Genomic DNA, 26,412 nt, shown 5'->3' with positions numbered 1-26,412 from the left:
ATCCTTAAGTTTATCTATTCCTACAATATGGAGCAACGATGTCCCAAGAACGTCTATACCACGAAAAAGAGCTAAGCTGGCTTGCTTTTAACGAACGGGTTTTACAAGAAGCAGCAGATAAGCGAAACCCTCTTATCGAGCGTATGCGTTTTTTAGGTATTTATTCCAATAACTTAGATGAATTCTACAAAGTCCGTTTTGCCGATGTAAAACGTCGTATCTTAATTAACGAAGAGCGCGGCTCCGCCAGCGGCGCTCGTCATTTACTTAAACGTATTCAAAATAAAGTTGCTAAGCAGGATCAAGAGTTCGATATTTTGTACAACGACCTCTTGCTTGAAATGGCTCGCAACCAAATTTTCTTAATTAACGAACGGCAAATATCCCCTCGCCAACAAATTTGGTTACGCCAATATTTTCGTCAACACCTGCGTCAACATATTACGCCAATCTTGATTAATCCCGATACTAACTTGGTGGAGTTCTTAAAAGATGACTACACCTACTTAGCTGTTGAGATTATTAATAGCAGTAATGTGCAATATGCTCTCTTAGAAATTCCGTCAGATAAAGTTCCTCGGTTTGTTAATCTGCCACCCGAAATGCCAAAACGCCGCAAATCGATGGTTCTGATTGATAATATTTTACGTTACACCTTGGATGAAATTTTTAAAGGATTCTTTGATTACGACGAATTAAATGCGTATTCCATGAAAATGACCCGTGATGCAGAATATGATATCGCGACAGAAATGGAATCAAGTTTACTTGAAATCATGTCATCAACACTCAAACAGCGGCTCACGGCTGAGCCTGTGCGTTTCGTCTATCAGCGTGATATGCCTGACGAAATGGTCGCTGTACTACGTGAAAAATTAGGTTTATCGAATGACGACTCCGTGATCGCTGGCGGCCGTTATCACAATTTTAAAGATTTTATTAATTTCCCTAATGAAGGAAATAAAAGTCTACTCAATAAACCTTTACCTAGACTGCGTCACCGCTGGTTTGACAATTTCCGTAACGGCTTTGATGCCATTCGCGAACGGGATGTTTTGCTCTACTACCCTTATTATACTTTTGAGCACACATTAGAACTGTTAAGACAAGCTTCTTTTGACCCGAGTGTCTTATCAATAAAAATTAATATTTATCGTGTTGCCAAAGACTCACGCATTATTGATTCCATGATCCATGCGGCCCATAACGGTAAAAAAGTCACGGTGGTGGTTGAGTTACAAGCCCGCTTTGACGAAGAAGCCAATATTCACTGGGCCAAGCGACTCACAGAGGCTGGGGTACACGTTATCTTCTCGGCTCCTGGTCTAAAAATTCATGCCAAGCTATTTATTATTTCACGCATGGAAGAAGGTCAAATTATTCGATATGCCCATATCGGAACAGGTAACTTCAATGAAAAGACGGCTCGTCTTTATACCGACTATTCATTGCTCACTGCGAACGAGCAAATTACCAATGAAGTTCGCCGCGTGTTTAGTTTTATTGAAAACCCATACCGTCCTGTCACTTTTGACAATTTAATGGTTTCACCACAAAACACACGCCTCAAGCTCAATGAACTCATTGACCAAGAAATGGCGAATGCCCAAGCCGGTTTACCAAGCGGCATTACGTTAAAAATCAATAATTTGGTTGATAAAGAGCTGACCGACAAGTTGTATGACGCCTCCAATGCTGGCGTCAAAATTCGTTTATTAGTCAGAGGGATGTGCTCACTCGTTGCTGGGCAACCTGGGTATAGTGAAAATATTCAAGTCACCAGTATTGTTGATCGCTTTTTAGAGCATGACCGTGTTTATGTATTTACGAATGCAGGTGATGAAAAAGTCTTCATTTCATCGGCTGACTGGATGACCCGTAATATTGATTATCGGATTGAGGTGGCCGTCCTCCTAGTGGACAGTCGACTGAAACAGCTAGTTTTAGATATCCTTGAATTACAATTTAACGATACCGTTAAGGCGCGTTATGTTGACAAAGATCTCAGTAATCATTATGTTCCCCGCGGTAATAAGCGCAAAATTCGGGCGCAACTTGCTGTTTATGACTATTTGAAATCACTAGAAACGCCTGAGACAAGGTCTTAATACTATGCCATTAACTGATATATCAACCCCTAGGCCTCAAGAGATCGCAGCGATTGACCTTGGTTCAAACAGCTTTCATATGGTGATTGCGCGTATTGTTAACGGTGCTCTACAAATACTGACGCGTTTAAAACAACGCGTGCATCTTGCCGATGGTTTAAGTGATACAAATGAACTGAGTGAAGAAGCCATGGAACGGGGCCTTGCCTGCCTTGCGTTATTTGCAGAACGCCTACAAGGCTTTACGGAAGAAAACGTCTGTATCGTAGGCACCCACTCTTTACGTGTTGCCACAAACGTTGAAGAGTTTTTGAAACGAGCCAAAAAAATCATCCCTTATCCAATTGAAATCATTTCTGGGCAAGAAGAAGCGCGTCTTATTTTTATGGGGGTAGAACACACCCAGCCCGAAAAAGGACGCAAATTGGTTATTGACATTGGAGGCGGTTCTACTGAATTAGTGGTAGGTGAACGTTTTGAACCTCTTTTAATCGATAGCCGTCGAATGGGTTGTGTGAGCTTTGCGCGAAATTACTTCCCGAATGAAGTCATTAGTTCAGAAAACTTCAATCGCGCCTATCTCACGGCTTGTTTAAAGCTTGAGCAGACCGCCAACAAGTTTAAACATATGCACTGGGATGTCGCGATGGGTGCTTCAGGGACAATCAAAGCCGTACATGCTGTGATTGTCGAAATGGGCGAACGTGACGGTATTATTACCCGCGAACGGCTCGAAAAGATTAAGCAAATGGCCCTGAAGTATAAAACTTTTTCAGCTGTTGCAATCCCTGGTCTCTCGACTGAGCGCAAACACGTGTTTGTTCCTGGCTTAGCGATACTCTGTGCTGTTTTTGATTCATTAGATATTAAAGAGTTACGGCTTTCCGATGGGGCGCTACGTGAAGGTGTACTTTATGAAATGGAAGGACGTTTTCGCCATCAAGATATCCGCCAACGTACGGCCTTGAGCCTTGCAGAACACTATAATATAGATAGAGAGCAGGCACGGCGCGTGTTAAAGACGATGGAGGAGCTATATCATCAGTGGGCTCAGCAAAATCCCAAGTTAGCCAATCCGCAACTGGAATCCATTTTAATTTGGGCTGTGATGCTGCATGAAGTTGGCCTGCACATTAATCAGAGTGGTCTACATCGCCATTCCGCTTATATTCTACAAAATACCAATTTACCGGGGTTTAACCAAGAACAGCAAACTCTATTAGCGACGCTTGTACGTAACCACCGACGTGTGATTAAATTCGATGATATACCTAAGTTTAATTTATATAAAAGAAAACAATTTTTACCATTGATACAAATTTTACGGTTATCCATACTATTAAATAACCAAAGACAATCCACAACCATCCCATCATCATTACGCTTAGAAACCGATGATGGACACTGGACACTATACCTACCTGCTCAGTATTTGTCGCAAAATGCTTTGATGCAGCTTGATCTCGAAAAAGAGAGCGCTTACTGGGAGGATGTGCCCGGCTGGAAATTAGATATACGCGAAGAATCTAATTAGTATGACGACCGTGAATACTGTCTCCCTAAGATAGGGTTCTAGTTAGTTTTACGTTAATTTGCCTTGATTGTTGATATTTATTTGGGTTAACGATCAATAAATGGCAAAATATACGTGTTTTTTCGCCAATGGATCCACACAGGTACGCCAAGTACCCGTCATTGTTTTAAGGATTAAAATGTCACAACCTGCTTCCTCAATCGATGCGGTACCAACAATCAATCCGCATTCTCAGAAACTGGCTCACATCCGCCAGCAGATTCTGACGCTATTTTTGGATGATGAAGAATTTGTCCAAACGCTTGTCGAACATGACCAACACGCTATCTTAAGCGATAAGGCTCTTAGCGAAAAAATCAATGCAGTCAAAGAACTCCTCATTGATTTACACGCCGCCGATATTGCCGATATTTTAGAGATGTTACCTTATGATGAGCGTCTAGCGCTATGGCGTCTCGTCGATAACACGGAACGTGGTGAAGTGTTAGTCGAGGCTTCTGTCGCCGTTTGGGATAGCCTGATCAAGGATATGTCTGACAGGGAATTACTTCGCGCTGTTGCTAACTTACATGTTGATGAACAAGCGTATATTGCAGAGCATTTACCACAAGATACCATGCGTAGGCTACTCACCTACCTTGACCCGAGCTTACGAAGTCGTATTCGTGAAGTTCTGCAATATGCAAAAGACAGCGTCGGACAAATGATGGATTTTGAGTTCGTCACTGTCCGCCCCAATGTCACTTTAAAAACAGTTCAACGTTATCTCCGCCAACGTGGAAAAATCCCTGAGGCAACAGATAAAATTTTCGTCGTCGATAGTCATAATTATTTGCAGGGTGAACTCCCCCTCACGACGATATTAACGCAATCACCAGAGCGTATTGTCGCTGATGTCATGAAAACAGACACGGTCACCTTCTTACCCGATGAAAAAGGTGAAGATGCAGCCAGTGCGTTCGAACGTTATGACTTGATTTCAGCAGCTGTTGTCGACAGTAACGGCCTATTGATGGGACGGTTAACCGTTGAAGATATCGTTGATAATTTAAACGAAGAGAATGACAACAGTATCCGTCGCATGGGGGGGTTGAGCCCAGAAGAGGATGTGTTTGCCCCTGTTGGTCAAGCGGTGAAAACGCGTTGGACTTGGCTTGCCATTAACCTTTGTACGGCATTCATTGCATCTCGTGTTATCGGTGTCTTTGAGGACACGATCTCCCAACTAGTCGCCTTAGCGACCTTAATGCCTATCGTTGCCGGAATTGGAGGCAATACAGGTAACCAAACCATTACTATGATTGTGCGTGCAATCGCACTTCACCAAATCCAAACAGGTAGTTTCTCATTCTTAATGTTGAGAGAACTGGGGGTTGCCTTTATTAATGGTGTCGTTTGGGGGGGAATTATGGGGGTGATTACCTATTTCCTCTATGGTGACCTCGCAATGGGCGCAGTCATGACATTAGCAATGATCCTCAACTTGCTGATGGCGGCCATTATGGGCGTTCTTATCCCATTGATTATGCTCAAAGTGGGTAAAGATCCGGCTATCGGTTCTAGTGTTATGATCACTGCAATTACCGATACTGGTGGTTTCTTTATCTTCTTAGGTTTAGCAACGCTGTTTTTGGTTTAACCCCTTTTGGCATACCCAGAAAATTACACTCTGGGTATGCCAATTATAATACTTAGCCTACCCCATTACTCACATTATTAATTTCAAACTCTCTCCCAATAATTACACGCTTTTTGATTGTTTTTTATTTTCTCGCATTTTACGACGCTGTTGATTGTCATTATTGAAATAATTCATGACAAATAATGAAATTAATTATTTGTGACTGGATTGATGAATTAATCAACAAAAATAGCAATAAATCGCCTTATTTTCTCTTAATTCAAAAATGAGAATATATGATCTGCTGCAAAAAATTATTTATTAACATCATATAATGTGATTGTTTTGCGCGATGAAATATATAATTAAACAAAGATATATAGTTAGATTATTCATCTTGTTTACAGAGTTGCAGTTTACAAAATATGGAATTTTCTGCTATAAATGAGTGCATGCATAAAGATACAGCGTATTAACTAGGTTGTTCCATCCAAGGTTTTATACCACTTATCTGCACACATCTAATATTATTTACTGTCTACGACAGTAAATTTAGCGGTTATTCCGAATTTAAAATAAAAAAATATATTCGGTATTTGAAAAGGATAATATTATGACAGCGCAAACAACCAGCCAGCCCTCGGCAAGGCCTTTGAGAAAAGAAGATTATAAAACATTAGGGTTGTCATCTTTAGGTGGAACCCTTGAATTTTATGATTTCGTCATTTTCGTCTTTTACGCGAAAATTATTTCTCAGCTATTTTTCCCTGGTGATAATGAGTTTTTAGCTCTGATGGCAACACTAGGTTTGTTTGCTGCGGGTTATCTTGCTCGCCCGCTTGGTGGCATTATCATGGCGCACTTTGGCGATAAAATCGGTCGTAAGAAAATGTTTACTCTTAGCATTTTCTTAATGGCCTTCCCAACCTTTGTCATTGGTTTCTTGCCTACCTACGCCACAATTGGCGCCGCTGCACCATTATTGCTTCTGTTGATGCGTATTATGCAAGGTGCGGCTATTGGTGGTGAAATGCCAGGCGCATGGGTATTTATTGCGGAACATACCCCCAAACAACGCTATGGCCTTGGCGTTGGTACTTTAACATCTGGTATCACTGGTGGCATCTTATTAGGCTCCATTGTCGCCATCATTATTGAACGTAGCTATAGCGCTCAGGAAATTCATGATTTCGCATGGCGTATTCCCTTTATTCTTGGTGGTGTTTTTGGCTTTATTTCCGTTTATTTACGTCGTTTCTTAGAAGAAACCCCTATTTTTAAAGAACTGGCGGCAAAAAAAGCATTAGCAAAAGAGTTACCTGTTAAAACGGTGATAAAATCGCATAAACAAGCATGTATGATCACTGCGGCACTGACTTGGTCATTATCTACCGCTATCGTTGTGACCATTTTGATGACCCCTGATGTTGTGCTTAAAGGCCTTTACCAGATCGACCGTGATATCGCACTGCAAGCAAACTGCGCTGCAACTTTAACATTAACGTTAGGCTGTATCTTCTGGGGTTGGTTTGGCGATAAAATGGGTACCCGTGCCTCAATGACCTTGTCATGGGGGGGGTTGGCCGTCACTGCCTTGTATTTTTATTCGTCTTTATCCACGGATATTGCAGCCTCAACATTAATATTTAACTATGCATTGATGGGCTTTTTTGTGGGGGCTATCGCGACTACCCCTATTATCAGTACTCGCGCATTTCCACCTGAAATTCGTTTTTCGGGCTTATCATTTGCCTATAACGTGGCTTACGCCATCTTTGGTGGATTAACGCCTATCTTAACTGGAGCATGGTTACAACAATCTCATATGGCGCCAGCGTATTATGTGGCGGGAGTCTCTTTATTAGCCGTTGCTGTTGCTTACCTGCCATTAGCTTGGAAAGGATGGACCGCCAACAGCGAAGCAGAACAGAATAAAGTTGGCGCATTAAACACCAGCGCATCACGCTAATGTGACCCCCTCTGTTATGTTATTTGTTTATAAACCTGTGGTTGTTAATCGCCACAGGTTTTTTTATACAATTTAATCTACTAACCTGCTTATTCTGCACACTAGTTGACGTTTTTTTCATATTTCCTTCATTTTTACGTGTAACCCCCACGTTAAACTATTAACATAACGCAACTGACTAATTTTTAACTATATAGCAGATGCATATCTGCGACTTTGTCCTTCTAATGTGATGTTTTTCTACTTGTTGTTGAGCTAAGCGAAAATTTAAATGAATAAACAAAAACGCCGTACTACATTCACCCGTTCAGCCATTTTCGTTGCCGTCATAATCGCTGCCGGTGCAGGTTGGTATTTTTATTCGCAAGAAAACCCTTCCAGTACCACGCAAAATAATTCCAATACCCCGCGGCCGACACGACCTAGTGGAATGCCAAATCGCATGCTCGCACCTGTTCAATACGCTAATGCGGTGGAAAAAGTTGTTCCTCGTTACTTAACTGGCCTTGGCACTGTTCAGGCTGCAAACGTCGTCACTGTCACCAGCCGCGTTGAAGGACAATTAATGTCATTGCATTTTACTGAAGGCCAACAAGTGCAAGCGGGTGATTTACTTGCTGAAATTGATCCGCGTCCATTTGAAGTACAATTAGCACAAGCCGAAGGTCAGCTTGCTAAAGATAAAGCAACTTTGGCGAATGCTCGACTAGATTTAAGCCGTTATCAAAAATTAGCCAATACGAAGGTTATTTCACAACAAGAACTCGATAATCAGCGAGCCTTAGTGTTACAAGCAGAAGGCAGTATTAAAGTCGATCAAGCATCTGTTGATAACGCAAAATTACAGCTCACTTACAGTAAGATCACCGCCCCAATTTCAGGGCGCGTCGGTTTAAAACAAGTCGATGTAGGTAACTTCATTTCAGCTGGCAGCGCAACTCCTCTGGTCGTGATCACACAAACTCAACCTGCTGATGTCATATTTGCCCTGCCTGAAGGCGATATTCCTGCGGTTCAAAAAGCCCAATTATCCGGTCAAAAAGTCAAAGTCGAAGCGTGGGATCGCAATAATATTGCGATGATTAGTGAAGGCTACCTCTTGAGCACCGACAACCAAATAGACCCAGCCACCGGCACATTAAAAATGAAAGCCCGTTTCACGAACGAGTTACAAAGCTTATTCCCTAACCAATTTGTCAATATCAAAATGCAGGTCGAAACACTGCAAAATGCCGTTGTCATACCGACTGCTGCTTTGCAAATGGGGAATGAAGGCCATTATGTTTGGGTATTAAGTGATGATAACCATGTGAGTAAAAAATCCGTCACTGTTGGAATGCAAGATAGTCATCAAGTCGTGATTGAAAGTGGTCTAACCGCGAATACAAAAGTGATTACTGACGGTGTTGATCGTTTAACGGATGGTACCAGCGTTGAGGTCGTGAATAGTGAAACGGTCGCTAAATCAGCCAAACCGCAAAAAAATAAAAATACAGCGGAGAAAGCCTGATGCAGCCAGGGATCCAAAAAGGTGGCGGCCCTTCTCGTCTATTTATTTTACGTCCCGTCGCCACAACCTTATTTATGGTCGCGATCTTACTCGCAGGGATTATCGGTTATCGTTTTCTCCCTGTATCTGCATTACCTGAAGTGGACTATCCAACGATTCAGGTAGTGACGCTCTACCCTGGCGCTAGCCCTGAAGTCATGACATCGGCGGTAACTGCGCCGTTAGAAACACAATTTGGGCAAATGTCAGGTCTTAAGCAAATGTCTTCACAAAGTTCAGGCGGCGCTTCAGTGATCACACTGATGTTTCAGCTCACTTTGCCATTAGAGGTTGCAGAGCAAGAAGTTCAAGCCGCGATTAATTCAGCGTCCAGTTTATTGCCCTCTGATTTGCCCTATCCGCCAATTTACAACAAAGTTAACCCTGCTGACCCACCGATATTAACACTTGCGGTAACTTCAGATGCGATGCCTCTAACGCAAGTACAAGATATTATTGAAAACCGTATTGCTCAGAAAATCTCTCAAGTCAATGGTGTCGGTCTTGTGACACTGGCAGGTGGACAACGCCCAGCAGTTCGTGTCAGTTTGAATCCACAAGCAATGGCAGCAAAAGGCTTAGACAGTGATACTATTCGCACTGCGATCAACAATGCCAACGTGAACTCTGCAAAAGGGAGTTTCGATGGCCCTACCCGAGCCGTCACCCTATCAGCCAATGACCAAATGAAGTCACTGGATGATTATCGTCGTTTAATTGTTGCTTTCCAGAATGGAGCGCCGGTACGACTTGGTGATATAGCGACAATCGAGCAAGCCGCAGAGAATGCTTATTTGGGTGCTTGGGCGAATACGCAACAAGCGATTGTCATTAATATTCAACGCCAACCTGGCGCTAATGTTATCGAAACGACAGATACTATCCGCAATTTACTGCCTGAATTAATCGAGACACTGCCTAAATCAGTGGATGTTAAAATCTTAACGGATAGAACTAGCACGATTCGAGCCTCTGTCAACGATGTGCAATTCGAATTAATGCTTGCTATCGCACTGGTTGTCATGGTGATCTACCTGTTCCTTCGTAATGGTATCGCCACGTTAATTCCCGGTATTGCCGTTCCGCTTTCCTTGGTAGGCACCTTCGCCGTTATGTATTTTTGCGGTTTCTCCGTCAATAACCTCACATTAATGGCATTAACTATTGCCACAGGCTTTGTCGTGGATGATGCGATTGTGGTCATTGAGAATATTTCCCGTTATCTCGAACAAGGGGATAAACCCGTCGTAGCAGCCCTAAAGGGAGCCGGTGAAATCGGGTTTACCATCATTTCACTGACATTCTCGCTCGTGGCTGTTCTGATACCGTTACTGTTTATGGGGGATATCGTTGGTCGCTTATTCCGTGAATTTGCTATAACCCTTGCAGTTGCTATCCTCATCTCTGCCGTGGTTTCATTAACACTCACGCCAATGATGTGTGCGCGTTTATTAAAACCCGAGTCAGAACATAAGCATAATCGCTTTGAAATCGCTTGTGAGCGTTTCTTCGATAGCATGATTGCAGGTTATGCAATTTGGCTCAAACGTGTATTAAATCATCGTTGGTTAACACTTTCTGTGGCTATCGGTACCTTGGTTCTAACTGTATTACTGTATATGTGGATCCCAAAAGGTTTCTTCCCATTACAAGATGGTGGGATTATTCAAGGTACCATTGAAAGCCGTCAATCGATTTCATTTGCAGCAATGTCGCAAAAACAGCAAGAAGTGGCCGAAAAATTATTGGCAGATCCGGCGGTCGACAATATCACGACTTATGTGGGCGTCGATGGAACCAATGCAACACTGAATAACGGACGTATTCAAATTACCTTGAAACCATTAGACGAGCGCCCTGATCGTGTAAGTACCATTATTCCGCGCTTGCAACAAATAGCGAATACTGTCTCAGGCGTCAATTTATACTTGCAACCGATGCAAGACCTCACTATCGATACACAATTAGCGCGGACGCAATATCAATTTACCTTGCAAGCCAGCTCTTTGGATGAGCTAACTTTATGGGTGCCTAAATTACTGGCGGAATTAAAACAACAACCTGAATTAGTGGATGTCAGTAGTGACTGGCAAGACAAAGGGTTAGTTGCCTACGTTAATGTTGACCGAGATACAGCAAGTCGTTTTGGTATTAGCATGTCAGCTATCGATAATGCCTTATATAATGCCTTCGGTCAGCGCATGATCTCAACCATTTACACCCAGTCTAACCAATATCGTGTCATTCTGGAGCATAATACACAAACCCGTGATGGCATCGACGCATTAAATGATGTTCGTCTGAAAGGAACTGATGGCGCAATAGTTCCATTGAGTACCTTAGTCAACATTCAGGAAGGTTATGGCCCGCTAGCCATCAATCATTTAGATCAGTTCCCAGCGACAACATTCTCGTTCAACCTTGCTGAAGGTGCCTCTCTAGAATCAGCGGTAAATGCCGTCAAAAACGCTGAAGCACAAATTGAAATGCCTAAATCAATTACCACCCAATTTCAAGGCGCTACACTCGCTTTTGAAGCGGCGTTAAGTAGTACCGTTTGGTTGATTGCCGCGGCGATTGTCGCTATGTATATCGTGCTAGGTATTTTATATGAAAGCTTTATTCACCCGATTACAATACTGTCAACGCTTCCAACCGCGGGGGTGGGTGCATTACTTGCCTTAATGATGGCAGGCAGTGAACTCGATGTGATCGCGGTGATTGGTATCATATTGCTGATCGGGATAGTTAAAAAGAACGCTATCATGATGATTGACTTTGCTCTTGCTGCTGAACGCCAGCAAGGCATGTCGCCTAAAGAGGCTATCTACCAAGCTTGCTTATTACGCTTCCGCCCAATACTCATGACAACCATGGCCGCATTACTGGGGGCATTACCTCTCATGTTGAGCTCAGGGGTCGGCGCAGAGCTACGCCAACCACTGGGGATTTGTATGGTGGGAGGGCTAATTATGAGCCAAATCTTAACCTTATTTACGACGCCTGTAATCTACCTGTTATTTGATAGTCTTTCCAATAACTTAAAAGCTCGTCGTCAAAGCCGTAAACAACAGGTGTCATAATGAAGCGTTTCTTTGCACTGTTCATTAGCCGCCCTGTAGCGACCACATTGATTAGCGTCGCCATTTCGCTATGTGGCGCGCTGAGCTTTATTTTCTTACCTGTTGCCCCGTTGCCGCAGGTTGATTACCCCGTGATAAACGTGACAGCGTCACTTCCGGGCGCCTCTCCTGAAACAATGGCCTCTTCTATTGCGACCCCTCTTGAGCGTTCATTAGGAAGTATCGCGGGTATTAGTGAGATGACCTCCAGCAGTGCACTGGGTCGTACGACAATTACATTAGAATTTAATCTTAATAAAGATATCAATAATGCAGCTCGTGAAGTGCAAGCGGCGATTAATGCAGCACAAAACCTGTTGCCAAGCGGTATGCCAAGCAAACCTAGATACTATAAATCGAACCCATCCGATGCTCCCATCATGATTTTGACATTAACGTCAAAAACCCTGAGTACGGGTGAGATTTATGATATTGCATCAACCCGTTTATCACAGCGTATCGCACAAATTGAAGGCGTGAGTGAAGTTTCTGTTGGTGGGGGTTCGCTGCCTGCTGTTCGAGTTGAACTCAATCCAACGGCCTTGTTTAATCAAGGTGTATCGCTTGATAAAGTGCGTTCGGCGATCAGCAGTGCCAACGTGCGTCAGCCTCAAGGCTATATCAATGATGATGACAAGCGCTGGCAAGTGCAAACCAATGATGAATTAAAGAAAGCCGCGGATTATCGCCCCATTATTGTCCACTATCAAGATGGCAATGCCGTCAAATTAAGTGATGTCGCCAACGTTAAAGACTCCATCCAAGATGTGCGTACCGCAGGTATGTCTGGAGGAGAACCCGCTGTATTGATTGTCATCCGTCGTGAAGCGGGGGCAAACATTATTGAAACGGTTAATCGAATTCGTGCTGAACTGCCCGAATTTCAAAATATGATCCCCGCAGCAATTGATTTAAAAGTCGCGCAGGATAGAACGCCAACGATCCGTGCATCCCTGGTTGAAGTTGAGCGCGCACTCATCATTGCAATCGCTTTAGTTATACTTGTCGTTTTACTGTTTCTACGCTCAGGCCGCGCAACGCTAATACCCGCAATTGCGGTACCTGTTTCCTTAATTGGCACCTTTACTGCCATGTATCTTTGTGGATTCAGTTTAAATAATTTGTCATTGATGGCACTCACCGTTGCAACCGGTTTTGTGGTAGATGATGCCATTGTGGTACTCGAAAATATCTCACGTCATATTGAAAATGGCACTAAACCCTTTATTGCCGCGGTCAGAGGGGTTAGCGAAGTCGGATTTACCGTTGTTTCCATGAGTGTTTCCCTTGTTGCCGTATTTATTCCGTTGCTTTTAATGGAAGGATTGGTTGGGCGTCTATTCCGTGAATTTGCTATCACACTCGCCACCGCCATTGGCATATCATTGGTTATCTCACTGACACTCACACCGATGATGTGCGCCCATTTATTAAAAAAACGGATTATAAAAACCGACAAGCCTAATAGCACTCACCGTTATTTACAGCGGATACAAGAAAGTTACGGCGTCACGTTAAATTGGGTGTTATCACATAAACGCAGTGTGCTAGCGATTTTATTTGCGACAATTGGGCTCAATATCTATTTGTATATCGCTATCCCTAAAACGTTTTTTCCTGAGCAAGATACGGGGCGTTTACTCGGTTTTGTTCGTGCTGACCAAAGTATCTCATTTCAAGCGATGAAAGAAAAAATGACGCGCTTTATGCAGCAAGTCAAGGCTGATCCTGCCGTCGAAAGTGTCACAGGTTTTACAGGCGGTAGTCGCGTGAATAGTGGTTCTATGTTTATTTCTTTAAAGCCACTCGATGAACGCACAGAGAGCGCCAATGCGGTCATTAATCGATTGAGAGCTAAGTTAGCCAAAGAACCGGGCGCTAACTTATTTATGATGCCAGTACAAGATATTCGTGTTGGTGGTCGGCAAGCAAACTCCAGCTATCAATTTTCACTATTGGCCGATGAACTCAATGCCCTACGCGAGTGGGAACCCGCAATACGTAAAGCTATTGCAGACCTTCCTCAAGTCACCGATGTGAACTCGGATAAGGAAAATAAAGGCGCTGAAATGGCTATGACCTATGATAGAGATTTAATGGCTCAACTAGGTATCGATGTCCGGATTGCTAATGACCTATTGAATAACGCTTTTGGTCAGCGTCAAGTTTCCACCATTTATGAGTCCATGAACCAATATAAGGTCGTCATGGAGGTTGCTCCTGAGTACACTCAAGATGTCAGCTCACTGGATAAGATGTTTGTTATCAATAGTAACGGTGAAGCGATACCATTGTCTTATTTCGCTCGCTGGCAACCTGCAAATGCACCATTAAGCGTAAACCATCAAGGCCTATCGGCATCCTCAACCATTGCCTTCAACGTCGCTGAGGGGTATACCCTTGAAGAGGCTATTTCAGCAATCGAAAAAACAATGACAGCGCTTGGCGTCCCCTCCACGGTTAGAGGGACGTTTGCAGGCACGGCTCAAATATTTCAAGACACTCTAAAATCACAATTATTTTTGATTTTTGCCGCGATTATCACCGTATACTTAGTGTTAGGTATCTTGTATGAAAGCTATATTCACCCATTAACCATCTTATCGACATTGCCTTCGGCTGGTGTTGGTGCTTTACTCGCTTTGGAGCTATTTAATACCCCATTTAGCCTAATCGCGCTAATCGGGATCATGCTTCTCATCGGTATAGTGAAGAAGAACGCCATTATTATGGTTGATTTTGCAATCCAAGCTCAACGTAATGAAGGTTTAACGGCCCGTGACGCTATTTTCCGCGCCAGTTTACTCCGTTTTAGACCTATTTTAATGACTACGCTTGCAGCAATCTTTGGCGCCCTACCACTCGCGTTAGGAAGTGGTGATGGTGCAGAGTTACGTCAACCATTGGGTATCACGATTGTGGGTGGCTTGGTGATGAGTCAGCTTCTCACCTTATTTACCACACCCGTCGTGTATTTATGCTTTGATCAACTCAGACAGCGTTATAGCAAAAAAGCAGTAACGCTTACTCATTAAGGCAACATAATGAAACTGAGATTTAATAGTGTCAGCACCCGATTGTTTTTGGCCATTTTTGCCACCTGCATACTGCTTGTTGTTATCATGCACCAAGGTGTGCGCATGAGCTTTCAACATGGTTTTATCGATTATATTCGCGAGAATGATCAACAGCGTACTGAACTTATTGCCGATGCTCTTGCTGAACAATACGATGAAACCGGCAGCTGGCGTTTTTTAATACGGAATGAACGTGCCTTTTTTCATATTTTACGCAGCATAGAACATCACCAACGTGCCCTTCCTCCTACCAAACCAAAAGGTTGGCGTTCTTATTTTTGGGTTTACGATAGCCAAGATCAGTTGATTTTAGGCCGTGATGTTCCTTTACCGGATGATGTCATCCGTCAACCAGTCGTCACATCCAATGGCAAGACTGTGGGTTGGGTGATTGCCAGTAGTGGCGATGGTATCAGCAGTGAAATTGACCGCCGCTTTGATGAACAACAGATGCTAACCAGCTGGCTAATTGCAGGATTATCTTTAGTTGTTGCCTTAATCGCGACTCTTTTGTTAGCAAGAGGCTTTTTAAAGCCCATTAAACGGCTTTTATATGGGACTAATCAGCTTGCTAATGGTGATTTTTCAATCCGTGTTGCGGAAGTCGGCCACGATGAACTGGGGCAATTAGCGAAAGATTTTAACCATTTAGCTTCAACCCTTGAAAAAAATGAACAGATGCGTCGCGACTACATGGCGGATATCTCTCATGAGTTACGAACACCATTATCCGTCTTACAAGGTGAATTAGAAGCGGTACAAGACGGTGTTCGTAAAGCCACCCCTGAGACCATTAATTCTTTACTCGCAGAAACGCAAACATTGATTAAACTCGTCAATGATTTGCATCAACTGTCTCTGTCTGATCGTGGTTCATTAGTGTATCGCATACAGTCTGCGGATATTATTCCATTAATTGATATGACGATTGGCCAAGCCCATTGGCGACTTGAAGAAAAACAGTTAACCGTTGAGGCCAATTTACCTCAGCAGCAAATCATTAATATCGATCCTGACCGTATCCTACAGCTCTTTTATAATTTAATGGAAAATAGCCTACGCTATACCGACCCTCTCGGTAAAATAGTGATTCGAGCCACTGTTGAAAATGACCAGTTTTCCCTTTATTGGGAAGACAGTGCTCCGGGGTTAACGGCACAGCAATGTAGCCACCTGTTCGAACGCTTCTATCGCGCTGAAGAGTCTCGTAGCCGTGCTAGCGGCGGCTCTGGCCTAGGATTGGCAATTTGTTATAATATTATAGAAGCCCATAAAGGAAGCATACATGCTAGCCCTTCTTCTTTAGGTGGCGTATGCATTGCTATCCATTTACCGCTTAATCAAAAGGAAAATGAGCAGTGACAGTATTAGAAACTTCAAGTGCCAATGTATTGGTTGTTGAAGATGAGCCAAAACTTGGACAACTACTGTACGATTATCTTCACGCCGCTGGGTACCAGCCTTCACTGCTACAAAGGGGTGATGGCGTCGTTGATTATGTGCGACAACATCAGCCGGATATTATCCTACTTGATTTAATGCTGCCGGGTATGGATGGATTGAGCATTTGCCGCGAACTGCGGAAGTTTTGCGAAATACCGATTATTATGGTGACGGCAAAAACCGAAGAGATCGACCGTTTATTAGGTCTTGAAATCGGTGCTGACGACTATATTTGTAAGCCTTTTAGCCCTCGCGAAGTGGTGGCACGCGTGAAAACTATCTTACGACGTTGTCAGCGTCTCCCCATCTCCGATAAAAGCAAGACACAACTGGTCATCGATGAAAATGCTTTTCAGGTTCGCTACGGCGAACAGCTGTTAGAATTGACCCCCGCTGAATTCCGTTTACTGAAATTCTTGTCTGATAACGCCGGAACCGTTTTCTCTCGTGATCAGCTACTTGATATTCTTTATGATGACCATCGTATTGTTACCGATAGAACGATTGATAGCCATGTGAAAAACTTACGTCGTAAACTTGAATCCCTCGACAGTGAAAAAACGTTTATTCGCTCTATTTATGGTCTTGGTTATCGGTGGGATGAGGTCTAGCCTTATTCATTGATGCAGGTCAGTTAGACTTACTTTTTGTGGGGAATATTTTGATTTCCTGAAAAATCGCGCTAAAATCAGCTCCCTTTAAAATACTTATCCTCTAAAGGGTAAGTCCTGACTTGACATCAGACAGAGAACCAACCATGTTTACACCAGAATTATTATCTCCAGCAGGTTCGTTAAAGAACATGCGTTACGCCTTTGCTTATGGTGCCGATGCCGTTTATGCGGGACAACCTCGCTATAGCCTGCGCGTACGTAACAACGAATTCAACCATGAAAATCTCGCTAAAGGGATCCAAGAAGCCCACGAGTTAGGTAAGAAATTCTATGTTGTTGTTAACATCGCGCCGCATAATGCCAAACTCAAGACTTTTATCCGTGATCTCACTCCTGTCATTGAAATGGGACCAGATGCATTGATTATGTCTGACCCTGGCTTAATTATGATGGTACGTGAAGCCTTCCCTGACATGGATATTCACCTGTCCGTGCAAGCAAACGCCGTTAACTGGGCATCGGTAAAATTCTGGAAGCAGATGGGGTTAACGCGAGTGATCCTATCGCGTGAGTTATCCCTTGAAGAGATTGCTGAAATTCGTAAGCAAGTGCCTGATATCGAATTAGAAGTGTTTGTTCATGGTGCACTTTGTATGGCTTACTCTGGCCGTTGTCTTCTTTCAGGTTATATTAATAAACGTGACCCCAACCAAGGTACTTGCACCAATGCTTGCCGTTGGGAATATAAAGTCGAAGAAGGTAAAGAAGACGAGGTTGGCAATATCGTCCACATGCATGAGCCTATCCCTGTCAAAAATGTTGCCCCTACGTTAGGCGAAGGCACCCCAACGGATAAAGTATTTATGATTGAGGAAGCAAAGCGTCCAGGTGAATATATGACCGCCTTTGAGGACGAACATGGCACTTACATCATGAACTCGAAAGACTTACGTGCTATTGAACACGTCGAAAATCTAACAAAAATGGGTGTTCATTCACTGAAAATTGAAGGACGTACAAAGTCATTTTATTATTGTGCACGTACGGCGCAAGTTTATCGTCGTGCTATTGATGATGCTGTTGCAGGCAAACCTTTTGATCCTACCCTTCTTTCAACCTTAGAAGGCTTAGCTCATCGCGGCTACACGGAAGGCTTTTTACGTCGTCATACTCATGATGCTTATCAGACTTATGAGTACGGTTACTCAGTTTCAGAAACGCAGCAATTTGTGGGCGAATTCACAGGAAAACGCGTTAATGGACTTGCTGAGGTTGATGTAAAAAATAAATTCAGTGTTGGTGATAGCCTAGAATTAATGACACCCGCAGGCAATATTGTGTTCACCCTTGAGACGCTTCATAACCGTAAAGGGGAAGCAATTGAAGTGGCACCAGGAAATGGGCATATTGTGTACCTTCCTGTTCCCGATGATGTTGAACTCGATTTTGGTTTATTGATTCGGAATCTGGCAGGCACCACAACACGTTCACCTCATCAGCCAGAAATGACAACTACTGCTTAGTTCAGACACTTATTATCTATTCTGATTATAATGCTAGATATCAATAATTTAATTTATTGATTTTCTAGCATTTTTTATTTCCTCAATTTATATTATTTCCTTATAAAACAGGATTATCAATTGATAATCATTCTCATAAATAGTGATTCTCCGTGAAAATGTATTTAATATCCATTTTTATGCAATAGATCACAACAATTAGCTATTCAATGTCGTATAGTCACAATCGAAAATGAAGAACTAGAAAGTCATAAAATAAGACTAGGAACCACCTCCTTGGCTGGCTCAATCTCCCTTGAGCTAGCCATTTCTTTTTTTACCTCTGCGAACTCCCCGTTAATTATACTTATTTTAGCCATGTGATTATTTAATAGTTGCCACTACCCCAACTATCGGGTCTATACTTTTATCACTCTTTTTTTCATTACAAGGATCAAAATGGCTATCGATAAGCTTCATCGCGCACTCGTTATTCTTAATGGCAAACAAGCAGCCAATCCTGAACTCAGAAAATCAATCTATCAACTACGTGACGAAGGTCATACGATTTGGGTGCGTATCCCATGGGAAAACAGTGAGTTACCTCTTTTTATTGAGGAAGCCATAAAGCAAGGCGTAGAAACCATTATTGCAGGCGGCGGTGATGGCACTATCAATGCGGTATCAAGCGCGCTAATGGCTTTACCTGACACACAACGCCCAGCTATGGGGATTTTACCATTAGGAACCGCGAATGATTTCGCCACTAGCGCTAATATTCCTATGGATATCCATGCTGCTTTAGCATTAGCAGTAAAAGGTAAAGCTTTTGCTATCGATATTGCTAGAGTGAATCATGATGCTTTTTTTATGAATATGGCCACTGGGGGATTTGGTACACGCATCACCACAGAAACGCCAGAAGCCCTAAAATCCGCTCTCGGTGGCGCGGCCTATGTGATTAACGGCCTATTACGCCCTGACACCCTAAAAACTGATACCTGTAAAATTGAAACTGAACATTTTAACTGGGAAGGCGAAACTTTAGTCGTCGCCATCGGCAATGGTAAACAAGCAGGTGGAGGTCAGCAACTCACTCCAGAAGCGTTAATCGATGATGGTAAATTGAATTTATTGATCGTGCCTGCGCGTGATGTGATACCCGCCCTACTGACGAATTTGTTCACCAATGACAAAAATCAGCATTTAATTGAAAAAACAACTTCTTGGGTCAAAATTTCATCCCCCCATGAAATGGTATTTAATTTGGACGGAGAGCCACTTTCTGGTGAAACTTTCACCTTTGAGTTACTACCTGAAGCGATCCACTGCCGATTACCGCCTCAATGTGGCTTGTTATCTTAAATTTAATGATTAACATCCCCTAGACTTTTGTTAAATGGAGGAAGTCATGACTGATATCGCCAAGCTGTTAGGTTCTGAAGCATCAACGCTTCTTGACCATCGTTGCCAAACCATTCCCCGTGACAGCATTTATTTACCTGGTTCTGATTTTGTCGATCGTGTCATGATCGATAATAACCGCCCCAATAGCGTCCTTCGTTCAATGCAAACTTTATTTAATCATGGTCGCTTAGCGGGAACGGGTTATTTATCTATTCTTCCTGTGGATCAAGGCGTTGAGCATTCAGCAGCAGCCTCATTTGCCGCTAACCCCCTCTATTTTGATCCTAAAAATATTGTAGAGTTGGCCATTGAAGCCGGTTGTAACTGTGTTGCCTCTACCTATGGCGTACTGGCTGCCGTTTCCCGTCGTTATGCTCATAAAATTCCTTTTTTAGTTAAGCTCAATCATAACGAAACCCTTAGTTATCCAGCACAATATGACCAAACACTCTATGCAAGTGTCGAACAAGCATTTGAAATGGGGGCGGTTGCTGTAGGTGCTACCATCTACTTCGGTTCTCATGAGTCTCGTCGCCAAATTGAAGAAATCTCAGCGGCATTTGAACGGGCACATGAACTTGGTATGGTCACAGTTCTCTGGGCTTATTTACGCAACTCCGCATTTAAAAAAGATGGCGTTGATTACCATGCAAGTGCCGATTTAACAGGGCAAGCTAACCACATCGCGGCGACTATTGGCGCTGATATTGTTAAGCAGAAAATGGCTGAAAACAATGGGGGCTATAAAGCCATTGGGTTTGGTCATACTGATGAGCGCGTTTATACCAAACTGACAACAGATAACCCAATCGACCTTGTACGTTATCAATTAGCCAACTGCTACATGGGACGTGCGGGCCTGATCAACTCCGGCGGCGCTTCAGGGCAAAATGATTTAAGTGATTCCGTTCGTACTGCTGTAATCAACAAGCGTGCAGGTGGTATGGGATTAATATTAGGCCGTAAAGCCTTTAAGAAATCGATGAAGGAAGGCGTCGAGTTAATCAATGCCGTGCAAGATGTTTACCTGAATAAAGACATCACCATCGCTTAAGCTTTATCTACCTAACGTCCTCTGATTGCAGGATAAAATTGTTAACAAAGCGGGATAAAAAACCTCTTTTCCCGCTTTATGTTATCAGGAAAAATGATACTCAATTTTCCTAATTGATTTTCAATCAGCATAGCCAATATGCCAGCAAGCACACTCTGTCAATCAGTAACATGGAGCCTTCATAAGAAGGCACTTTTGTGGTTCACCTTACCACCACGCATGAAAATGATGAACAGGTCCGATCCCTTCCCCCACCTCTAAGCTATCCGCATGCTCTAACGCCGCTTGTAAATATGCTTTGGCTTCAGGAATCGTTTGCTGCCAATTAGCAAATCGAGGCCTCAGTGCCGCTAATGCGGCAGACAGAGTGCAGCCTGTACCATGAGTATGACGCGTATTCACTCTTGGTGACGTAAAGCGCCACTCGCCTTCAGGAGTAATCAACCAATCGGGACTTTCACTGTCAGTTAAATGTCCACCTTTCATTAAAACCGCCTGACACCCCATTTCTAGTAATCGATGCCCTTGACTGAGCATTTGGGCTTCTGTTTTCGCGACTTGTTCATCTAACAATGCCGCCGCTTCAGGTAAGTTAGGGGTAATAAGTGAAACCAAAGGCAGAAGCTCACGTCGCATCGCATCAATTGCGTCAGGAAGTAATAATGGATCACCACTTTTAGCGATCATCACCGTATCTAAAACAATATGAGGAATATGATATTGCTTTAAGGCTTGCGCCACGACAGCAATGACTTCTTGGTTGAATAACATGCCGATCTTAGCGCTATCAATACGCACATCACTAAGTACCGATGCGAGCTGCGCAGCAACAAACGTATCAGGTAATTCGTGAACTGATTGCACACCTCGGGTATTTTGCGCTACCAAAGCAGTCATTACACTCGTTCCATAAGCACCGAGTGCCGAAAACGTTTTTAAATCCGCTTGGATCCCAGCGCCACCAGAAGGGTCTGTTCCAGCAATGGTTAACGCATTGATTCTCATGAAATGTCACTCCTAAGCACAGCATAAGGAGTGGTCTATTGGAAGGTTTATCATTGACGCTTCCGACTTCCCTACGCTGGCATTATCCAGATCAGGTAATACGGGTGCTTCTCAGTCTTAAGCGACGCCCCGAGCCAAAAATACTGAGTAAGTATCGCATTTTTTCTCGCAGCAGACCAGCCTATCAGCCATAGCTTTCCTTACATGGCTGATTATGCAGAGACAATTAAGATAATGCCCAATATTAGGCAAATTCAATTAATGCTGTTATAACTCACCTATGTAAACTAAAATAATTAAAGTGTATAAGCATATTATCAGTCATGATAGTCGAGACTTATTACCCATATTTATCTACTTCAATGCCATCGAAACACGCATTAACCTGAATCGGATTTACAATGAGAGTTAATAAAAAATTGCAGCAAGTTGTAGGAGCATCAGCTTTAATGATGACTTCCATCTGCTTCGCGTCATCCACCAACACAGCTCAAGAGTCTGAGGGACTCTGGGATAAATTTACTCGAAATGTCAGTACTACTTGGGATTCGGATCAATACGACATCTATATTCCTGTTTTAACATGGCATAACCGGTTTACTTACGATAAAGAAAAAACCGACAGTTATAATGAAAATCCTTGGGGATTTGGTCTCGGTAAATATCGCTATGATGAAGATAATGACTGGCATGCCTTATATGCTATGGCGTTCATGGACTCACATAACAAAGTCGAGCCAATCGCAGGTTATGCTTTTCAAAAAATGTGGATCCCAGGCGAACTGGATGGTTTTAAAATGGGGGCAGGTTTCACGTTAAGCGTGACGGCTCGTGATGACTACTACTATATTCCATTGCCTCTACCACTCCCATTAGTTTCTATGGAATATGACCGATTAGCGGTTCAAGCCACTTATATTCCAGGAACTCATAATAACGGCAACGTGTTATTTGCCTGGCTTCGTTGGCAGTGGTAATCCGTATTATTCATTAAATAACAACAAAAGTGGTCAGCAACAGTATTCTGTTACTGGCCATTTTGATTGATGCATTATTTTTGATTCGTTGCTTTCCGATAAGTTAAATACCCAACAACACCACCACCGCCATCTTGCGGGTGATTTATGCCATCCATAACATTGACTGTTTCGAAATCAAAAGGCGAAACGCCTTCTAGGCAAGCAACATTCACGCCATATTGTTCAGGATTTGAGCGCCGTTGATGAAAGGTATAAATGCCACAAACAGAACAGAAGAAATGAGCAGCCTGCTGTGTGTTAAACCGATACTCGGTTAACTTTTGTTTGCCTTCAAGAATTTCAATACCAGATAATGGTGCAGAGACTGCAATTGCCCCTCTCATTCGGCAGTAGGAGCAATTGCATCGTCTTAGGGTATTCAATCCATCGGTGAGTGTTACTTTGAATTTAACGCTGCCACAATGGCATTGGGCAAATCGTGTCTCCATAAAGCCTCCCATCAATGAAATGAATAATTACATTAATTGATGTTGAAGCTAATTAATTAGCTGTCGATGCCTTGTTTTTTTCAGCTTCTTGTTTCTTCGCCCCAGAGAACTGATAACCAATCCATAGCACCGCAATCCATACTGGCATGATCAAGACCGAGATCCTTAGCCCATCCATCATTAAGATAATAATTAAAATCATCGCTAAAAAGGCTAAGCACAGGTAATTGCCGAATGGATACCAAATACTTTTAAACTTCGTTTCAATACCTTGTTTGTTCATTTGCGCTCTAAACTTTAAGTTAGAAACACAAATCATAATCCAGTTAAGAACCAGCGTTGTCACAACCAATGTCATCAGTAAAGCAAATGCTTTACCTTCCATGATAAAGTTGATCACAATACCGCCAGAAGTTGCAATACCCGATACGATCAGCGCCATGACAGGCACGCCACCTTTATTTACTTTCGCCATAAATTGAGGGGCATTTTGTTGTTGCGCTAAGCCATATAACATACGGCTTGTACAATAAGCTGCACTATTATACACCGAAAGAGCAGCGATCAAGATAATCACATTTAATGCATTTGCAACCAGGATGTCACCTAATTCATGGAAAATTAAAACAAATGGACTTGTTTCACCATCTAGATTAACCCATGGGTATAAGGCCAGTAATACCGTTAGTGAGCCTATATAGAAAATCAGGATACGATAAACAACTTGGTTGATCGCCTTCGGAATACTTTTTTCAGGCTCTTCGGCTTCCGCGGCAGTGATCCCAACCAGCTCAAGGCCACCAAATGAGAACATAATAATGGCTAATGCCATTAATAACCCTATAAAATCATTAGCAAAGAAACCACCATGCTCCCATAAGTTAGAGATGCTGGCTTGTGGGCCACCTTTACCGCTCAATAATAAATAACAACCAAAGACAATCATCGCAATTACAGCAATCACTTTAATTAAAGCAAACCAAAATTCGGTTTCGCCATAAGAGCGCACATTGATTAAGTTGACCGCATTAACAGCAATAAAGAAAACAGCAGCAGAGATCCAAATAGGTAAGTCAGGCCACCAACGTCGCATATACTCCCCTGCTGCGGTCAGTTCCGTCATCCCTACGAGGATAAACATAAACCAGTAATTCCAGCCAGACAAGAAGCCCGCAAAACCGCCCCAATACTTAAACGCGAAGTGGCTAAATGAACCTGCAACAGGCTCTTGAACAATCATTTCCCCTAACTGACGCATAATCAGAAAGGCGATAAAACCACATAATGCATACCCTAGTAATACAGAAGGCCCCGCCATCTTAATCGTTGTGGCTATTCCAAGAAACAACCCTGTACCTACGGCGCCCCCCAAAGCAATCAATTGGATATGCCTATTCTTTAATCCACGCTTTAGCGTCTGCTGCTCTTGCGCCATAACTTTACCCTTATCATCCTATATATTTGCTTGTTATCTCTAATTATTGAGCAAATCATACACGTTTATTTGAATTTTATTATTAACACTATCTCAATACCTACTCTGCCCTATTATGAGCATTTAGCATATTAAATATTGAGGTTACGTGACAAAAATTGCAGAAGGAGCACATTATGACGCATAAAAGAATAAATTCAAAACGGTAACCAGTCAGTGACTCCGCAGATACCATATATAAAGTTTTCGCCGCCTTGGTCGCAAAGGCTATCCATCGCTAAAAGATATAAGAAAATGCAGGTTATCACGATGCAAATACCGATCACCAATTTGTATTTCAACTATGATCTCCCTTAAAAACGGCGTAATACATATTACTTTTCATGGTGTTATAATTAATTCACTCTCGAGTAAGGTGATATGGCTATCTGTCGATGATGGTTAACATAAAATGTTACATCAGTCATTCAAGTAAAGTTTGAGGAAAATAAGCAATTTCCATCCATTTTTGTATTTATGCTCAATTTTCCAACTAATCGTTAAAAACCCAGTTTGATTGACTTTTTTTTCATCAATTCAATGGCAATTCCGCACAACCAGCCTTTGTCATAAACAAATGAAGTTGTGTATACTTCAGCTGCTTTATTAAGGGCTATCAGAAGTTAATGTTTATTTTTCAATCATATTGATAAATATTCTGCTCGCCGCTTCATCAATAATGATAGACAAATAGTTTTATACGGGTTCGTCATACCGTGCTAGATTGGTCACGAATGACCCCTACGGAGTTCGGGTATACATGTTTTACTATTGTTCTTTATTACATAATTGAGGAATAATGCTTTAATTAACTCAATTCGACAGAACAACTGTACTTCGAACAAAATTTAACGCCAAAAGGTCAACGACCTCAGTAATTAAATCGAGATGCCACAAGACAACCACTTAGCACTTGTTTATGCCCTAAGCAAATGGATTGAAGAACATTTAGGCCGTGTTATCCATTTAGAAGAGCTTGCTGCCTACTCAGGCTATTCGCTTTGGCATATGCAGAAAATTTTTAAAGAAGTCACTGGAATTTCATTGGGTAAGTATATTCGCCAACGCCGACTTGCTGGCGCGGTAAACCTGTTGAGAAACAGCGATCAGTCTATTTTCGATATTGCACTAGACTTTGGGTTTGGTTCACAGTCGCATTTCACCTACATGTTCCGTAAAGAATATGGCATCACGCCATTTGATTTTAGGCAAAATGTTGATATTGATTTAGACGTCAAAGAACCATTACATTTAGCGAACCACCGTGAGTGAAGATGCCTTATTGGCATTGAAACTATCACGTCTCTTCACGCATTCAATGCCATAAGCCATTGTCACTTTAGTAATTTTATATTATCAGCGCACCCGAACTATCCCATAGCGACGAGGCAAGTCCTTGGGATAACGCATTCAATATGCAAAGCCATCTTACACATTTATCGTCACCACTCTTTTTTAGCTAATT

At 42.6% G+C, this 26,412-nt stretch carries 18 protein-coding genes and 1 riboswitch; of the genes, 14 read left to right on the top strand and 4 right to left on the bottom strand.

The annotated features are described in order from the left end of the window. Window positions 1–38: 38 nt before the first annotated feature. The 12 genes from ppk1 to fbaB all read left to right on the top strand — a co-directional run bounded on the left by ppk1 (window position 39) and on the right by fbaB (window position 21,000). Window positions 39–2,108, top strand: a complete 2,070-nt coding sequence (gene ppk1 / locus G3341_RS09310) for a polyphosphate kinase 1 (protein ID WP_154625006.1) — start codon at window positions 39–41, stop codon at window positions 2,106–2,108. Between the two features lie 4 nt (window positions 2,109–2,112). After that, on the top strand, window positions 2,113–3,642 hold the full coding sequence (ppx, locus tag G3341_RS09305; RefSeq protein ID WP_154625007.1) for an exopolyphosphatase: 1,530 nt from the start codon (window positions 2,113–2,115) through the stop codon (window positions 3,640–3,642). Between the two features lie 178 nt (window positions 3,643–3,820). After that, entirely contained in the window at window positions 3,821–5,281 is a 1,461-nt protein-coding gene (mgtE, locus tag G3341_RS09300) for a magnesium transporter (protein ID WP_154625008.1), read from the top strand. Between the two features lie 595 nt (window positions 5,282–5,876). Further along, a complete protein-coding gene (locus G3341_RS09295) occupies window positions 5,877–7,232 on the top strand; it encodes an MFS transporter (RefSeq protein WP_163861443.1) in 1,356 nt (451 codons plus the stop codon). A 271-nt stretch (window positions 7,233–7,503) separates the two neighbouring features. Then, the gene (locus tag G3341_RS09290) at window positions 7,504–8,742 is read left to right on the top strand and encodes an MdtA/MuxA family multidrug efflux RND transporter periplasmic adaptor subunit (RefSeq protein WP_154624052.1); all 1,239 of its coding nucleotides are present in this window, start codon (window positions 7,504–7,506) and stop codon (window positions 8,740–8,742) included. After that, window positions 8,742–11,864 carry an MdtB/MuxB family multidrug efflux RND transporter permease subunit gene (locus tag G3341_RS09285; RefSeq protein WP_163861440.1) on the top strand — a complete coding sequence of 1,041 codons (3,123 nt, stop codon included), beginning with the start codon at window positions 8,742–8,744 and terminating at the stop codon, window positions 11,862–11,864. Before G3341_RS09290 ends, G3341_RS09285 begins: the two co-directional genes overlap by 1 nt. After that, entirely contained in the window at window positions 11,864–14,938 is a 3,075-nt protein-coding gene (mdtC, locus tag G3341_RS09280) for a multidrug efflux RND transporter permease subunit MdtC (protein ID WP_163861437.1), read from the top strand. The genes G3341_RS09285 and mdtC overlap by 1 nt, the downstream gene beginning before the upstream one ends. Window positions 14,939–14,947: 9 nt before the next feature. After that, window positions 14,948–16,342: a two-component system sensor histidine kinase BaeS gene (gene baeS / locus G3341_RS09275; RefSeq protein ID WP_163861434.1), complete on the top strand. Its 1,395-nt coding sequence runs from the start codon at window positions 14,948–14,950 to the stop codon at window positions 16,340–16,342. Continuing rightward, window positions 16,339–17,034, top strand: coding sequence for a two-component system response regulator BaeR (gene baeR, locus G3341_RS09270; RefSeq protein ID WP_163861431.1), 696 nt, complete (start codon window positions 16,339–16,341; stop codon window positions 17,032–17,034). The genes baeS and baeR overlap by 4 nt, the downstream gene beginning before the upstream one ends. Before the next feature lie 146 nt (window positions 17,035–17,180). Next, on the top strand, window positions 17,181–18,560 hold the full coding sequence (yegQ, locus tag G3341_RS09265; RefSeq protein ID WP_154624056.1) for a tRNA 5-hydroxyuridine modification protein YegQ: 1,380 nt from the start codon (window positions 17,181–17,183) through the stop codon (window positions 18,558–18,560). 438 nt (window positions 18,561–18,998) lie between these two features. Continuing rightward, complete coding sequence (gene yegS / locus G3341_RS09260; RefSeq protein WP_163861426.1) at window positions 18,999–19,904, top strand: lipid kinase YegS; 906 nt, start codon at window positions 18,999–19,001, stop codon at window positions 19,902–19,904. 46 nt (window positions 19,905–19,950) lie between these two features. Beyond that, entirely contained in the window at window positions 19,951–21,000 is a 1,050-nt protein-coding gene (gene fbaB / locus G3341_RS09255; RefSeq protein ID WP_154624058.1) for a class I fructose-bisphosphate aldolase, read from the top strand. Between the two features lie 207 nt (window positions 21,001–21,207). Here fbaB and thiD read toward each other — a convergent pair whose 3' ends face one another. Beyond that, window positions 21,208–22,005 (bottom strand): bifunctional hydroxymethylpyrimidine kinase/phosphomethylpyrimidine kinase, encoded by a 798-nt coding sequence (gene thiD, locus G3341_RS09250; RefSeq protein ID WP_154624059.1) that lies wholly within the window; start codon window positions 22,003–22,005, stop codon window positions 21,208–21,210. A 51-nt stretch (window positions 22,006–22,056) separates the two neighbouring features. Continuing rightward, window positions 22,057–22,147, bottom strand: a riboswitch (TPP riboswitch). Between the two features lie 259 nt (window positions 22,148–22,406). Between thiD and pagP the strand changes: the two genes are divergently transcribed. Next, a complete protein-coding gene (pagP, locus tag G3341_RS09245) occupies window positions 22,407–22,982 on the top strand; it encodes a lipid IV(A) palmitoyltransferase PagP (RefSeq protein ID WP_154624060.1) in 576 nt (191 codons plus the stop codon). Window positions 22,983–23,056: 74 nt separating this feature from the next. Here pagP and G3341_RS09240 read toward each other — a convergent pair whose 3' ends face one another. The 3 genes from G3341_RS09240 to mgrB all read right to left on the bottom strand — a co-directional run bounded on the left by G3341_RS09240 (window position 23,057) and on the right by mgrB (window position 25,183). Further along, on the bottom strand, window positions 23,057–23,473 hold the full coding sequence (locus G3341_RS09240; RefSeq protein ID WP_154624061.1) for a GFA family protein: 417 nt from the start codon (window positions 23,471–23,473) through the stop codon (window positions 23,057–23,059). A gap of 52 nt (window positions 23,474–23,525) precedes the next feature. Next, window positions 23,526–24,908: an amino acid permease gene (locus G3341_RS09235; protein ID WP_163861422.1), complete on the bottom strand. Its 1,383-nt coding sequence runs from the start codon at window positions 24,906–24,908 to the stop codon at window positions 23,526–23,528. Between the two features lie 197 nt (window positions 24,909–25,105). Then, window positions 25,106–25,183 (bottom strand): PhoP/PhoQ regulator MgrB, encoded by a 78-nt coding sequence (gene mgrB / locus G3341_RS20700; protein ID WP_230085875.1) that lies wholly within the window; start codon window positions 25,181–25,183, stop codon window positions 25,106–25,108. A gap of 652 nt (window positions 25,184–25,835) precedes the next feature. Between mgrB and G3341_RS09225 the strand changes: the two genes are divergently transcribed. Beyond that, window positions 25,836–26,219 carry a helix-turn-helix domain-containing protein gene (locus G3341_RS09225; protein WP_154624064.1) on the top strand — a complete coding sequence of 128 codons (384 nt, stop codon included), beginning with the start codon at window positions 25,836–25,838 and terminating at the stop codon, window positions 26,217–26,219. Window positions 26,220–26,412 lie beyond the last annotated feature (193 nt).

Source organism: Providencia vermicola (genome assembly GCF_010748935.1).
In the GTDB taxonomy this organism is placed as follows: domain Bacteria; phylum Pseudomonadota; class Gammaproteobacteria; order Enterobacterales; family Enterobacteriaceae; genus Providencia; species Providencia zhejiangensis.
This window is presented reverse-complemented; position numbering and strand designations above follow the sequence as displayed.